General features: G+C 58.7%; 14 protein-coding genes. 9 read left to right on the top strand and 5 right to left on the bottom strand.

Annotated features, from left to right (window positions below; all coding sequences use genetic code 11):
• Positions 1-320 precede the first annotated feature (320 nt).
• On the bottom strand, positions 321-1,718 hold the full coding sequence (locus AB1772_01260; GenBank protein MEW5794964.1) for a tyrosine phenol-lyase: 1,398 nt from the start codon (positions 1,716-1,718) through the stop codon (positions 321-323).
• A gap of 282 nt (positions 1,719-2,000) precedes the next feature.
• Here AB1772_01260 and AB1772_01255 point away from each other — a divergent pair, with 282 nt between their 5' ends.
• From AB1772_01255 to AB1772_01225, 7 genes are all read left to right on the top strand, one after another.
• The gene (locus AB1772_01255) at positions 2,001-3,008 is read left to right on the top strand and encodes a hypothetical protein (GenBank protein ID MEW5794963.1); all 1,008 of its coding nucleotides are present in this window, start codon (positions 2,001-2,003) and stop codon (positions 3,006-3,008) included.
• 30 nt (positions 3,009-3,038) lie between these two features.
• Positions 3,039-3,614: an RNA 2',3'-cyclic phosphodiesterase gene (gene thpR, locus AB1772_01250; GenBank protein MEW5794962.1), complete on the top strand. Its 576-nt coding sequence runs from the start codon at positions 3,039-3,041 to the stop codon at positions 3,612-3,614.
• Between the two features lie 288 nt (positions 3,615-3,902).
• Complete coding sequence (recA, locus tag AB1772_01245) at positions 3,903-4,967, top strand: recombinase RecA (protein MEW5794961.1); 1,065 nt, start codon at positions 3,903-3,905, stop codon at positions 4,965-4,967.
• A gap of 326 nt (positions 4,968-5,293) precedes the next feature.
• The gene (gene pgsA, locus AB1772_01240) at positions 5,294-5,881 is read left to right on the top strand and encodes a CDP-diacylglycerol--glycerol-3-phosphate 3-phosphatidyltransferase (protein MEW5794960.1); all 588 of its coding nucleotides are present in this window, start codon (positions 5,294-5,296) and stop codon (positions 5,879-5,881) included.
• 8 nt (positions 5,882-5,889) lie between these two features.
• Positions 5,890-6,348: a phosphatidylglycerophosphatase A gene (locus AB1772_01235; GenBank protein MEW5794959.1), complete on the top strand. Its 459-nt coding sequence runs from the start codon at positions 5,890-5,892 to the stop codon at positions 6,346-6,348.
• A 27-nt stretch (positions 6,349-6,375) separates the two neighbouring features.
• Positions 6,376-7,617: a competence/damage-inducible protein A gene (locus AB1772_01230; protein MEW5794958.1), complete on the top strand. Its 1,242-nt coding sequence runs from the start codon at positions 6,376-6,378 to the stop codon at positions 7,615-7,617.
• A gap of 174 nt (positions 7,618-7,791) precedes the next feature.
• Positions 7,792-8,046: a SemiSWEET transporter gene (locus AB1772_01225; GenBank protein ID MEW5794957.1), complete on the top strand. Its 255-nt coding sequence runs from the start codon at positions 7,792-7,794 to the stop codon at positions 8,044-8,046.
• A 157-nt stretch (positions 8,047-8,203) separates the two neighbouring features.
• Here AB1772_01225 and AB1772_01220 read toward each other — a convergent pair whose 3' ends face one another.
• The 4 genes from AB1772_01220 to AB1772_01205 all read right to left on the bottom strand — a co-directional run bounded on the left by AB1772_01220 (position 8,204) and on the right by AB1772_01205 (position 12,081).
• On the bottom strand, positions 8,204-8,683 hold the full coding sequence (locus AB1772_01220; protein ID MEW5794956.1) for a hypothetical protein: 480 nt from the start codon (positions 8,681-8,683) through the stop codon (positions 8,204-8,206).
• On the bottom strand, positions 8,602-9,396 hold the full coding sequence (locus AB1772_01215) for a hypothetical protein (GenBank protein MEW5794955.1): 795 nt from the start codon (positions 9,394-9,396) through the stop codon (positions 8,602-8,604). The genes AB1772_01220 and AB1772_01215 overlap by 82 nt, the downstream gene beginning before the upstream one ends.
• 353 nt (positions 9,397-9,749) lie before the next feature.
• Positions 9,750-10,382, bottom strand: coding sequence for a DUF6448 family protein (locus AB1772_01210; protein MEW5794954.1), 633 nt, complete (start codon positions 10,380-10,382; stop codon positions 9,750-9,752).
• A gap of 577 nt (positions 10,383-10,959) precedes the next feature.
• Positions 10,960-12,081, bottom strand: coding sequence for a nitronate monooxygenase family protein (locus tag AB1772_01205; protein ID MEW5794953.1), 1,122 nt, complete (start codon positions 12,079-12,081; stop codon positions 10,960-10,962).
• Positions 12,082-12,476: 395 nt separating this feature from the next.
• Here AB1772_01205 and AB1772_01200 point away from each other — a divergent pair, with 395 nt between their 5' ends.
• Positions 12,477-13,496, top strand: coding sequence for a glycosyltransferase family 2 protein (locus AB1772_01200; protein MEW5794952.1), 1,020 nt, complete (start codon positions 12,477-12,479; stop codon positions 13,494-13,496).
• Complete coding sequence (locus AB1772_01195) at positions 13,493-14,266, top strand: GDSL-type esterase/lipase family protein (protein MEW5794951.1); 774 nt, start codon at positions 13,493-13,495, stop codon at positions 14,264-14,266. The genes AB1772_01200 and AB1772_01195 overlap by 4 nt, the downstream gene beginning before the upstream one ends.
• Positions 14,267-14,321: the final 55 nt, after the last annotated feature.

Here is a 14,321-nt window from a genome sequence, read left to right as displayed (position 1 = left end):
ATAAATAAGTAACTACGCATAGACTTAATCGGAAAGGAGGTGAGAGGCATGACAAGGGACAATAGAGCATCTAAAAAGAAGAAGCCGCAAGTTAAGAACGACGCTAAGAGCTCCTGTGGTTGTGGTTGCGTTCGGCCCGTGAAGACAAGGTAGACAGGAGCTTTGGTTAAGGGAGGGCGGGTTATCCAAGACAATTCGCCCTCCCGGTCAAGAAGTGCCTGGAGGACAATATAATTCCCGTAGGTCCGGACCCTTGCGGTCCTGACATCTTGGTGTCAGGAGGATAAACCTCCTGACCTACAAGGCTGGGCTAATCCGCCTCACCCCACCGGCTGCGGGACGGACACCAGCGGCTCGAAACGGGCCTGGAAGAAACGGAGTTGCTGAGGCTCGAACGTGAACTTCAGACCCTTGATTTGATCGCGACGCTTGTAAAGCTGCGCGATTCCCTCGGCGGTGTAATCGAGATGACTCTGCGTGTACACGCGCCGTGGAATAGTCAGCCGGACCAGTTCGAGTTTCGGGCGGCGGTTCTGGCCGGTCTCCGGGTTGCGCCCCGATGACACATTGCCACGTTCCATAGTGCGGACGCCGGTCTCAACATAGATTTCCGCGGCCAGCGCCTGTGCGGGGAATTGATCCTGATCGATATGGGGTAGGAACCGTTTGGCGTCGATAAAAATCGCGTGCCCGCCGTGCGGAATGACGTGCGGGATGCCGTATTGGTTCATCAGTTCACCAAGGTAGTTGGTCTGCTCGACTCGATAGCGGATGTAATCATCGGTGGTCACCGCCTCGCGAATCCCCTGCGCCAGCGCCGCCATGTCACGGCCGGCCAGTCCGCCATACGTGTGCAGCCCCTCGTAGATGACCACCTGTGCCTTGGCGTTGATGTAGAACTCCTCGTCGTTCATGGCGAGGAAACCGCCGATATTGACCAGGCAGTCCTTCTTGGCCGAACAGGTACAGCCGTCGGTGTAGGAACAGATCTCCTTCACGATCTCTTTCACCGACTTGTGGGCATAACCCGGCTCGCGCTGCTGAATAAAATAAGAGTTTTCGATCGTGCGGGTGTTGTCCAGCATGATGGCGATGTTGTACTTGTCACAGAACTTGCGCAGCTCGCGAAGATTGGCGATAGAAATCGGTTGGCCGCCCGCCATGTTCACGCAGGTTTCGTAGCTGATATACGGTATCCGGTCGGCGCCGACTTCGTCCACCAGCCGCTGCATCTTGGCGATATCGACATTCCCCTTGAACGGATGGTTGCTGGTGGTGTCGTGGGCTTCGTCGATGATGACATCGACAAACTTCCCGCCTGCCAGTTCCTGATGCAGACGGGTGGTAGTGAAATACATGTTTCCGGGGACATAGTCGCCCGGACGGATCAGCAGCCGCGACATGATATGCTCCGCGGCGCGCCCCTGGTGGGTCGGGACCACGTACTTGTAGCCGAACACGTCGCGGATAGTCTCTTCGAGATCGTAGAAGTTCTTGCTTCCCGCGTAGGCCTCGTCGCCGAGCTGAAGCGCCGCCCATTGGGCATCGGACATGGCCGACGTGCCGCTGTCGGTCAGGAGGTCTATATAGACATCCTCGCTCTTGAGCAGAAAGGTGTTATAGCCCGCTTCCTCGATCGCCTTGCGGCGATACTCGCGGGTGGTCATCTTGATCGGTTCGACTGTTTTGATCTTAAAGGGTTCCGGTATGTACTTCATAGTTGTCTGTGCCTCATCGCTTCCGGCCGCCGATGCTGAGTAGACCACTATCGGCGCCTGCTGCCAATTCTTTCCGTCGCAATAAAATCGTTACAAACCGGCCCGTAAAGCGGATTTGTGACGCGCCGATTGGCCTTCTGCCCTTGCCAGCCAGATTAGCAGTTCTTATTTTGATATCAGGCTGCTTCTGCCTGCGATCGACGCACTACCTTGTTCCTGAAGCAGACGGCGCTTTGTCGAGGCCGAACTGGGACCACAGGCTTGAAACTAGAGCAAAAAAGTATGGAATCGCTTAAATCACTTACGTGGTATCGCGACCGCGATGCCGCTCGCAGGGGCGAGCCGGGAATCGTTCATTCGTACATGGCGAGCGAAGCCACTGTCCTGCATCACCTGTCGGGTGCGCTGGATCCGGTGTGGCTGATGGGAAGCAGTGGCTTCGCTTTTCGCATCATGGCCTCTCCAACCCTTTGTCCGAGCGCCATGAGTGTGTTCCAGTGGAGAAAAGTCCTACCCGAGGCATTCGAGCAAGTTGGCTACGGCTGCACCCACATTTCACGATTGTGGGATGAGGGAGAAAGCGACGCGGAACGCCGCGAGGAAGCCCACAGGTGCATTACCGAGTCCCTGGATTCCGGGGTTCCCTGCGTGGTCTGGGATATGCACCAGAGCGAATGGGGGGTCATCTCAGGGTACAACCACCGCCTCCAGGTGTATTTGGGACTAAGTTATCTAGGCGAGCCGGTGAGCCTCCCATTCGACAATCTGGGTCGAAACGGTATTGACATTCTATCAGTGATCATACCTGGAAACAGAACCTATCAGTCGAAAAGCGAAGCGGTACTCAGGGCGCTCCGCACGGCTGTTGATCATGCCGACCAGCGCAAATGGAATGATCGCCCCAAATACCAGGACGGGCCGCTAGCTTATGACGCATGGTCGACTGCGCTTGGCCGCTGGGCCGATATCGTTGAACGCGGTGACCCGGACCGGATCGGTGTCGACATTTGCGCACATGCGCGCTATTACGCCAGCCACTACTTTTCCGCCCGCTGCTACGCGAGGGAGTTCCTGGCAAGCATCGCAGGAGATATTTCAGATCTGGTGAGAGCGACCAAGTGCTTTGCTGATACGGCCGTCTGCCTGAGACCGGTCTGGAATGACTCACCTCGGTCCCGCGACGCGGAAAGCGTTGTCCTCAAAACTCTGTCGTCAGCTGTCAGGGATGCAAAGGCGGCCGAATCCGAAGGTATAGAGTACATAAGAAACTACCTGGCGACGTGTCAGTGAGTGCAGTCTCTCTTGATGGAGTGCATAAAGATGGTCCGACTTTTTATAGCCCTCCCGTTACCGCACGAGGTTGAGATCGAGCTTGACCGCTTGCTTGCTGTTTTTCGCCCCAAAGGACCCGATGTAAAGTGGGTGCCGGCGAAAAACATCCATCTGACGGTCAAGTTTCTTGGCGACACCGACCTGAAGCTGGTGCCGCGGATCACGACGGCGATTAACCAAGTGGCCTCTCACTTCCAACCGTTCGAAACGAAACTGGACCGGGTGGGCGGCTTCCCGAATCTGAATAGACCGCGAGTGATTTGGGTGGGAGGGTCTGCGCCGCTTGAAGGTGCCGCGCAGATGGCGCGGGAAATCGATCACAGGATGCATGAGCTACGATTTGAGAAAGAGAAGAGGCCGTTCAAAGCGCATCTGACCCTGGGGAGGGTGCGGGAGGGTCGCCGGGTGGATGATCTGGCGGCCTACCTGGATTCTTTTATACCGCGGCCGATTCCGACAAAGCTTGACCGTTTGGTGCTTTTCAAATCGACTCTGACACCTCAAGGGTCGATTTACGAGCGATTACACGAGGCGATGCTGGGGCAGGCAAAATCCCAAGAGTAGGATGCCAAATCTCGTTTCTCCTCGTGAGAGTGTGGTCTGGCAATAGCAGCATAAGGAGCGAGCTCTAAGTCTATTACATATAAACAGTTATAGGCCTCTATATAAGGGGCGGCGCCCTTAGACTCCCCACTTTCATTTGTGTCAACCCGCATTTTCACTGACAGGATCTGACAGTGGTCAAAATGATTATTGGGGCAGGCGCAAAAGTGATATATTTGACCGTTCGTATAGACGAACTTTCGCGTCATGGAACGAGGTAAGATCCAGCTTAAGAAAGGCAGGTCGGAGATGGCCCAGTCCTCATCAACCGCGGCCGACCGCAAAAAAGCGCTTTCCGCCGCGCTCACGCAAATCGAACGCTCCTTCGGCAAAGGCTCTATTATGCGTCTTGGCGACGGCACCGTGCTCGAAGTCGAGACTATCCCCACCGGCTCGATCGGGCTGGACCACGCCCTGGGCGTAGGCGGGATACCGCGCGGGCGGGTGATTGAGATTTTTGGCCCGGAAGCGTCGGGCAAGACCACGCTGGCGCTGCACATGATCGCCGAGACCCAGAAACTGGGCGGGCAGGCGGCGTTTATCGACGCCGAGCATGCGCTCGACGCGCAGTATGCCCATGCGCTGGGGGTCAACACCGAGGATCTGTTGGTGGCCCAGCCCGACAGCGGCGAGCAGGCACTCGATATCACCGAGACGCTGGTCCGTTCCGGTGCGGTCGATATTATCGTGATCGACTCGGTGGCGGCGTTGACGCCGCGCTCGGAGATCGAGGGTGAGATGGGCGACGCGCACATGGGGCTTCACGCCCGGCTAATGTCCCAGGCGCTGCGGAAACTGACCGCGATTACGTCCAAGTCGCACACGGCGATTGTCTTTATCAACCAGATCCGCATGAAGATCGGGGTGATGTTCGGCAACCCGGAGACTACCACCGGCGGCAACGCGCTGAAATTCTATGCGTCGCTGCGGCTTGATATCCGCCGTATCGCGGCTATCAAAGACGGCCAGGAAGTGGTCGGCAACCGAACCCGTGTGCGGGTGGTGAAGAACAAAGTGGCGCCGCCGTTCCGCGAGTGCGAGTTTGACATCATCTACGGCAGGGGTGTTTCGCGTTCGGGCGAACTGCTCGATATGGCGGTGGAGCGGAACATTATCGAGAAGTCCGGCGCCTGGTTCAGCTACGAGGGGGCGCGACTCGGCCAGGGACGGGAGAACGCGCGGCAGTTTATCGAGACCAATCAGCAGGTATTCGACGAGATTCTGGCGAAGGTGCGCGCGGTGCCGAGCGCAAAGCCGGAGGCGGCCGGCAGCCGCCCGGCGGACTCGGAGGAAGGCGCCGAAGGGGAGTTTTGAGCAAGTTGGTGGCAGAAGGATTGTAGGGCGGGGGCCGCTTCGATGCCGCCATTAATCAGTTTGTGAATTTGTAGATTGTGTTCACGGGTAGGGTGCGGCGCACTCGATAAGTAGCTCGCCAATCAGTATTGGGGCCACCTGTTTGAACTTGATATGCCAATTTGGAATATCAAGTTGTTCTGGAGCGCGCCGGGTCGTGGTGGATGAGGACGTCCACCACGCACGGGTTATTTGCCCATCCCCGCTTCGCTAGTCCAGGTGCGAGGCAATACCACCCTCGCCCGCTCGGTTGACACCAGCCGGCCAACCGCCTACCTTGCTGGTTCATGAACACGCCCAACCTGCTCACCCTCATCCGCATAGGCCTGGCGCCAGTCTTCATGTTTTTCTTCCTGGTCGACAACTTCTACATGCGGATGATCGCCCTCGGGCTGTTTCTGGTGGCGGCTTTGACTGACCTGGCCGACGGTTACTACGCTCGCAAGATGGGTGTGATCACCGGGTTCGGCAAGTTTATGGACCCGCTGGCGGACAAAATCCTGGTGTCGTCGGCGCTGATCTCGTTTATCGCGCTCGGCTACGCCTCCCCGCTGCCGGTGGTGCTGATTGTCGGGCGTGAGTTCTCGGTCACCGGGCTGCGCCTTTTGGCCGCCTACAAGGGGGTGGTCATTCCCCCCACCTGGATGGCCAAAGTGAAGACCTTCCTCCAGATGACCGTAGTCGGCACGGTCATGGGATATATCTGCCTGATCAGCAGCCTCGAGCATTTCGACCATCCGGCGCGCGTGTGGCTTCAGTTCGACTATCGTTACTATTCCGGCTGGCTGCTCTGGATCACCGCGGCGGTGACGGTCTGGACCGGGGTGGACTATATCGTGAAATACTTCCACATGATCAAATCGGTACTCAAATAGGACTGGGCATGAAGAACTTTGTGATCAAGCTCCTGGCGTCCGGATTCTTCACCGGCTACCTCAAACCATTCCCCGGCACCTGGGGCACGATTCCCGCCTGGCTGATCGGGTGGTTTCTGCTCAAAGGGGATCCGTCGCTCACTATAGGCGCCGCGGTTCTGTCCTCGCTGCTTGCCATCGCGGTGGCGTCGCTGGCGGAGCCGATTATGGGCCACGACGCCCGCCGGATTGTGATCGACGAGTGGGCCGGGATGTTTGTGTCGCTGCTGTTTGTGCCGTACTCTCTGCAGATGTATATCGCCGCGTTTGTGGCCTTTCGAGCTTTCGACGTAGTCAAACTCTGGCCCGCCCGCCAGCTCGAAAAGCTGCCTGGCGGCCTGGGAGTGACTATGGATGATATCGCCGCTGGGGTCCACACGACCATCTTCGTGCAGATTGCCATTTACGCCGTGAACCGATTCGCGTAGCTTGACCCCTTCAGGAAGTGCGGACAGATGAAAGCTGAGATTATCACGATCGGCGACGAAATTCTGCTGGGCTACACGGTCGATACCAACGCCCCTTTTATCGCCCGGCAGCTCACCGGTCTCGGCTTCACGGTCCAGGCCACGAGCGTGGTCGGCGATCAAGTCGAAGCGATGGAAGAAGCGTTTCGTCTCGCGCTCAAGTGCTCGCAGGTTGTGATCGCCACCGGCGGGCTGGGGCCTACCGACGACGACCTCACCAAGCGGGCCATAGTCAAGGTCTTCAAGCGGAATCTGATCCTTAACGACGATGTTCTGGAGGCGATCCGCCGCCGTTTTGCCGATCGCGGCATGGAGATGCCCGCCCTCAGTCAAAACCAGGCGCTCCTGCCACAGGGGGCGACATTTTTCCCCAACCGGATTGGATCGGCGGTGGGAATTTGCATTGCTGAAAAGGGAAAAGTGTTCATCGCGCTGCCGGGGGTGCCGGCGGAGATGCGCCAGATCATGACCGATGAGGTGGCGCCGTATCTGGCGAGGCTCGATATCGGCCAGGTGGTAAGTACTATTACGCTGCGAACCACGGGAGCGGGGGAATCGCGCCTGTCTGACCTGATAGCGCCGGAGCTGAAAACCGAGTCGGGTGTAAAGCTGGCATACCTGCCGCATTTCGGCTCAGTGGACCTGCGCATCATAGCGACAGCGGCTTCCAAACTCGACGCCGACGAGAAAGCGGCTCGCCTGGCCCGGCATGTCGAGAAAGCGGTCGGCAATTACATCTACGGGCGCGACGATGATACTCTCGCCGGAGTTGTCGGGCAACTGCTCAGGGACAATGACAAGTCAGTGGCAGTCGCCGAGTCGTGCACCGGGGGACAGCTGGGCATGGCCATTACCGATATACCGGGGGCATCTGTGTATTTTCGGGGCGGTGTCGTTGCCTACGATAACGACGTCAAGACAGCGCAGCTTGGAATCACCGAGGACATCCTGAATCAGCACGGTGCGGTTTCCGAGGAGTGTGCGCTGGCGATGGCGACCGGCTGCCGGAAGCTCTTCAAGAGTGACTACGCGCTTTCGATCACCGGAGTAGCCGGCCCCGACGGCGGCACGGAACTGAAGCCCGTGGGCACGACATACATCGGGCTCGCCTCGGCCCACACCGCGTACGCGAAGCACTACCGTTTCGGTACCGAGCGGCCGATCAACCGCACGCGCGCGGTCAACGCGGCGCTGGAGCTGCTGAGGCGGGACATCCTCGACATCAAATAGGACATGACAACGCTGGCACCCCACCCAACCCACGGATATCTCACTCGTGAGCGGCAGACCTCCCGGTCTGCCCCTTCCGAATCTGTCCTCGATACTCGGGCAGACGAGGACCTCGGATCAAGTCCGGGGCAGGCTCTGCCGCGCACGGAACACGCGTCTTGTGAACTACGCTTTATGAACACAGCTACCCTCATCGGTCTGATTGCCGGAACCTGCACGACTACCGCATTCGTTCCGCAACTCCTGAAAATCTGGAAAAGCAAGTCGACCCGCGATATCTCTCTCTGGATGTACGTGGTAATCTGCACCGGTATCGCCCTATGGCTCATCTACGGGATCATCATTGATTCCCTGCCGGTGATACTGGCGAATGTTGTCACGCTGGTGATTGCCTCGGCGATACTGATTCTGAAGATCCGTTACAGGTAGCCTCGCTACGGAGTGCTGGCAAAATATGCCGCTCAACGCTCGGGTCCGCCCACCACTTAGGTCACCCCGAGCTTGTCAAAGGCTGACATGGTCAGAACAAACGTCATGCTTCGACAAGCTCAGCAGGATGTTTTGCGCCGGGTCGACATCACCCTAATCACGTCGAAATCAGCCGGTGCACGGTAATCTCCGACGGTGCGCCGATTCTGATCTGCGGTCCCCAGTAGCCGGTACCACGGCTGACATAGATACGAGTGTCGCCGTGCTGGTGCATCCCTGAAACATACGGTTGGGCCAGCGCGACCAGAAAATGGTACGGGAAATACTGCCCGCCATGGGTGTGGCCGGACAGAACATAGTCATATCCCGCTTTGACCGCCTCGAAAACACTGCGCGGCTGGTGGGCCAACAGGATTTTCGTGTGTGTCGGCGGCGCGCCGGCCAGAGCGAGATGCGGATCGGTGGTGTGATCCGCGCGGAATTGGCCGCCGGAATAATCTGTCACACCCGCCAACAGCAGGCGGGCGTCGCCGCGCTCGATGACCCAGTGTTCGTTCAGGAGCACGGTGAAACCGAGCCGGGCGGCCTCATCGACCCATTGCTGGACTCCGGAATAATAATCATGATTGCCGGTGATGAAGAATCGACCGTGGGGGCCGTCAGGTCGGCGAGCGGCGCGACATCGTCACGAAGCCGCGCGACCGAGCCGTCGGCCAAATCGCCGGTGAGCGCCACCAGGTCCGGATTGAGGCTGTTGACCGTGTCGACCACCGCCTGCACCCACGGGCGCTTGATGGTGTGGCTGACGTGAAGGTCCGTGATCTGCACAATCCGGAAGCGGTCGAGCGCGGGCGGCAGATTAGCCAGGGGTACATCTACTTCGATCACCCGCGGCGTGCGCGTCGCCTCGAAAAGACCGTAGCCGGTCAGGGCGCCGGACACACCGAGCAGCCCCACATTGACCGCGTTCGTGAGCATTCGGCGTCGCTCCGGATCGACCGAGTCGGCGACAATGTCCGCCCCGTTGAAGAGGTGCGCTATCCAGTGCGCCGACTTCTGAACCACGCCGGCCACCAGAAACGACACGTCCTTCGCAATCAAGAACGCGAACAACAAGGTCATGAACCCGAAGCTCAGGTAGGCCGCCCAGGCCAACGGGTCGGCCCAGAACGGGTGCGAACCTTGCATCCGAGTGAAGATGGGCACGAAGGGAAGAATCAGCAGGGCGACAATTAGTGCCCAGAGCAGTAAACTAACCGGCAAACTGAAAGTGGCCGGCACGATCATGCGCCAGCCGATATAGCCGTACACAAGGGTCAGGGCAAGGATGACGACGACGAAGAAACCCACGGTGGCCTCAGATGTCCTAACGAGTTGTCCTGGCGGCGGGTTCCGGCCGGGCGCGGTCTCTCCGGTGACCAAGCCGACGTGCCCCCCAGCCTGCCGGGGGGCCCCCCGCTTGCGGGTGGGACTGAGATGACTCTCGCGTAAGAAACCCCTCGGTGCCCTAGAGCTTGCCCTGGGGTGAGTCTGGTAGGCGTTGCTCCAAGAGCGCGATGCCCTCCGCCGGCAGATGTGGACATCTGCCGGGCACGTTTTCCGATCCGTCGGCAGATAAGGACCCCGCGCTTCGGCGCGGGGCCGGGCACGATCACACCTCCGCCTGCAGATGTTGGACCGCAGCGAGAAATGTTACCACCCGCTCAGCGGTGTTCGTGAGATTGTGGCGAGGTCTCTGGTTCGACCTCATGCCCATGCGATTCACCCGCCGCTAGGGCGTAAAGTCCCTCGACATAATGTATATACGACACGTACGCCTCGACAAACTCCCGTCCGGCGTCGACATCGTCGGCCTTGTAGTTCTTGCCGACCATGGCTGCCTCGAATCGCGCGTGAAGACCTATGTGAATCGCGTCGAGAATAAGCCCCACCACCGGTTCGAGATTGCCGTCGACCAGCGCCTTATCGGCTGCCGGGAGGACCGGGCCGATTTCCCGTCCCACCGGCTTGAGGCCAGTGTACGGTGCGCCCTCGCCGGCCCGGTGAACGCGCACCAGCGTCTCGAAGAAATACATGTCGGCCAGGGCCATTGCCTCTGGTCCTAGTTTGCGAACAGCGAGGGTCTGATTGAACGCCTCGAAGATCGTCTGGGCGTCCTCGGCCTGCACCCAGACCAGCACGAAGTTTATGTCGCCGGTTTCCAGCGCCTGTCTGGCGGCAGTCACCACCGGACCATCGAGTCCGTCGCAATGGGCGCCTGCGACTCCGGCCATGAGCAGCCAAAGCAGCGTCGCCAGGAGCACCGTCGTCACGAGAAAAACTCTGGAACGTTTCATAACCAACCTTCCTCTCCGTTGGTGATAGCCGCACAATCAGAGCGCCAGCAACCTGCGGACGGGTGATTGCGGGTTAATCTACAGTTATATCTACAATAAACGAGGGCCCGTCTGGGCGCTAGGGGGAGGCACGTATTTCTGCGGCAGGGATCGAAATGGTGATTGAATTGGTGGGTATTTGGTGCCGGGGGCGACTCGCAACTCGGCTGAGGGTGCTTACGATCTTTGCAGCGGATTTGTCGGGTTTCGCGCTCAATTGGGCAACGCGCGGAACCCGACCGACAGCTTCTTGCGCGAGGGTCGTATCAATCCCACTCCGCTGCCGGCTGAGTGGGCCATCGGGGCGCTGGTCGAGTTACGGTTGCTATCATGGTGCGGAGGATGTACCTTTGCGGGTGGACTTGATTGAGGTATGAGCGTTGTTTCAGAGATCCCAAGTACCTACAGCGGAGTCGTAGGCTACCGGTTTACGCTTCAGGCATGAAAGAGTGAACGATAGGGCGTTATTTTGGAATCGTCACCCACTGCAAGCGGCAGGGCACCTGGCTCACCGCAAGGTACATGACCGCCACAGTCCCTAAACGACCTTGCGGCGGGCCGGGCGCTCGGTAGTCTCGAAGGCGGCCTGCTCGTACTCGTCAATCAGCGATAAGACGAGCTCTTTCACCGAGACGATCTCCGTCACCCGGTGTACGTTAGCGCCGGCGAAGGCAAAGCCGCTTCGGAAGCGACCCCGTTTGGCGCTTATGAGAGCGTGAGCTATGCAGTAGGGGGAGTTCTTGTAGTCGCAAGTGTGAATGCAGTGATACGGACAACTGTACGGTTTCTTGATACCGTCGCTGACATCGTCAAGGTAGGCGTTGCGGATCGCCCGTCCGGGCATCCCGACCGGACTGTGAATGATGACGATATCTTCCGGGCGGGCGTCAATGTACGCCTGCTTGAAGGCCAGACTGGCGTCGCACTCGTGCGTGGCGACAAAGCGAGTCCCCATCTGGACACCGTCGGCGCCAAGCTCCATGATAGCGCGAATGTCGGCGCCCGTGTATATCCCGCCGGCGGCGATCACCGGAATCGGTTTGCCGTAGCGTTCGGAGAATCCTCGTACTTCCGCAACCACCTCCGGCACGAGTCGTTCCAGCGCGAAGGCCGGATCGAATATCTGAGACTCGGAAAAACCGAGATGTCCGCCGGCGCGGGGCCCCTCGACCACGACCGCATCGGGCAGGTAATCGTACTTGCTCAGCCAACGTTTGCAGATCAGCGCGGCCGCCCGCCCGGAGGAGATAATCGGCACCAGCCTGGTAGTCGAGTTGCTATCGAGATACTGGGGCAGGTTCATTGGGAGTCCGGCGCCGGAGAAGATGATGTCGATTCCTTCGTCGACCGCCGTCCGCACCAGGTCGCCGTAGTTGGAGAAGGCCACCATGATGTTCAGTCCGAGAATGCCGCCGGTCAGCAGTTTGGCTTTGCGGATTTCACTTGCCAGCGCGCGAGTGTTGGCCTGAAGATAGTTGGTATAAAAGTCGCTCTCGTACATGCCGATACCGGCCGCGGCGATCACGCCTACACCGCCCATGTTTGCCACAGCCGAAGCCAGACCGGATAATGAGATGCCCACGCCCATTCCGCCCTGCACTATCGGCAGCGGGGCGATCTTATTGCCAATGACCAACGGACTCAGTTTTGCGGATAGCACGATCGGACACTTCTTTCCACCAGGCATATGGCACGGCGGGAAGTATCCGAGCAGATAGTTCTGGTTACTTGGAGGTTAGCAGGACTGCCGGGGCAGGAGGTCTTATTGCGGCAAAGGATGTATCGCGTTCGGAGTCGCTCTCTTCAGTTGGGGTCAGTAATTGTCTTTTCCATTGTAACTAACAACTATCCGATCTCCAACTATAATCAGAGCCACAAAACTGTAAACAGGGGCCGGGCGCCGATACATGTGGCCGACCCAAGGTCCTCTGCCGAGTAGGCAAGCATCTGAACGATAGTGACTTGGACCTACGATTCCAATGATCCGACACCCATTCGCTTTGAGGTTGACCGCACCGAGAATTGTCCTTACCCATCATGTATAAGGACTTAATCTTGGAAAACTGGCCCAAAATCAGTGTTGTTCTGCCTATCCGCAACGAGGCGAAGTATATCGCCCGAACCATCCAGTATCTTCTGGACCAGGACTACCCGCGAGACAAGCTGGAGATCATTGTGGGAGTCGGTGACTCGATAGACGACACGGCAGAGATCGTGCAGCGACTTTCGATGAGCGACTCACGGGTCAGGTATCTGCACAATCCGAAGCGGTGGTCGTCGCCGGCGCGAAACCTCGGCGCCCGCGCCGCGACGGGTGACATAATCACCTTCATCGACGGCCACACCTATATCGACAACGATCAGCTCCTGAAGAGTACGGCGCGTTTGATGGCCGAGCACAATGTCGCCGTGCTCAGCCGACCGCAGTTTCTCGAAACCCCGGAGAACGCGACATTTCAAACCGCGGTGGCGCTGGTGCGGCGGTCGCCTCTTGGCCACGGGCTTGATTCGACAATCTACACCGACAAGGACATGTTCGTAAATCCGGCCAGCGCGGGAGCATCGTATCGGCGCGAGGTGTTCGAAAAAGTCGGCTATTTCGACGAGACTTTCGACGCCAGCGAGGATTACGAGTTCAATTACCGAGTGGCCCAGGCAGGATTCAAAGCGTTTACCTCGCTGAAGCTGGCAGTCTACTATTATCCCCGAAACTCAATCGCCGGCCTGTTTCGACAGATGGCCCGCTACGGCACCGGGCGAATGCGCCTCGCGCGCAAACACCCGGCGACTCTCGGAATCGGCACGCTCATTCCGCCACTTTTCGCCCTCGGCCTCGTGGTGTTGCCGTTGGTGGCGCTGTGGTTGTCAGCGTTCTGGTATGTGTTCGCCGTACTGTACGGGCTTTATGTCGCAGCGGTACTGGTGTCATCGATGGCGATTGCACTGCGCCACGGAATTGTTCACCTGGTGCTGGCTCCGCCGATATTCCTAACCATTCATCTCGGCCTTGGCTGCGGCTTTCTCCAGGAGCTGGTTCGTGGCCGGGAATCTAACGCTGGGGAGAGACCTTCATGACAGGCAAATGGCGAATGGTGCTGCTGGTTTCGCTGATCGGCAACCTGACGATAATCTATGTCGGCTACAAGGCCTGGCAGTACCGTACGAATATCAACTACTGGTTGGATAAATACCTGTACGTGGTCGACGAATTCTCCGGGCGGAGTACCTACGAGTCTGCCGACGCGGCCCTGAAGTCGGATACCATCGTTCCCGGCCGGATCGTTTTCTTCGGATCCCAGGTCATGGCCGAGTGGCCGCTCGCGGAATACTTCCCGGATTTTGAGGCCATCAACCGGGGTGTAACCGGACAGCGCGTGGCCGGGTTCCTGCTTCGGTTCCGGCCCGATGTTATCGAACTTGGGCCGGAGTATGTGGTAATCGAGGTCAGCTCGTACAACTTTCGCCCCAATAGCCGGCCCCGGGAGATTCTCGACTACGTCATCTCACTGGCCGAGATGGCGCGATGTTACGGTATCGAGCCTGTCCTGACCACCTGTATCCCTCCCAGAGATGATTTCGAGGTGGACGAACACGAGGATTATATCGTGCGGGACACGGTCGCGACGTACAGCCAATGGCTGGCCGAGTACGCCCACAAGCACCGAATCACAGTAGCTGACTGGCGCTCGGCCGTGGCCGACACGGCGGGGTATCTTCGGCATGACCTGGCCCGGACCAAGGTCGACCTGAACCCCGACGGCTACCGGGCGATTGCTGCGACGGTTCTGGAGGCTTTCCGGACCGCAAATCATCGGCCTGCCGACAGCGGGGATCGCCATGAATAGCGCCGGTTTTACCGGAACTCGGGCAGTTTTTTGAGTGAACCTTTTACCTGTCGAT

It is taken from the genome of Candidatus Zixiibacteriota bacterium (genome assembly GCA_040752815.1).
Taxonomy (GTDB): domain Bacteria; phylum Zixibacteria; class MSB-5A5; order GN15; family FEB-12; genus JAGGTI01.
This window is presented reverse-complemented; position numbering and strand designations above follow the sequence as displayed.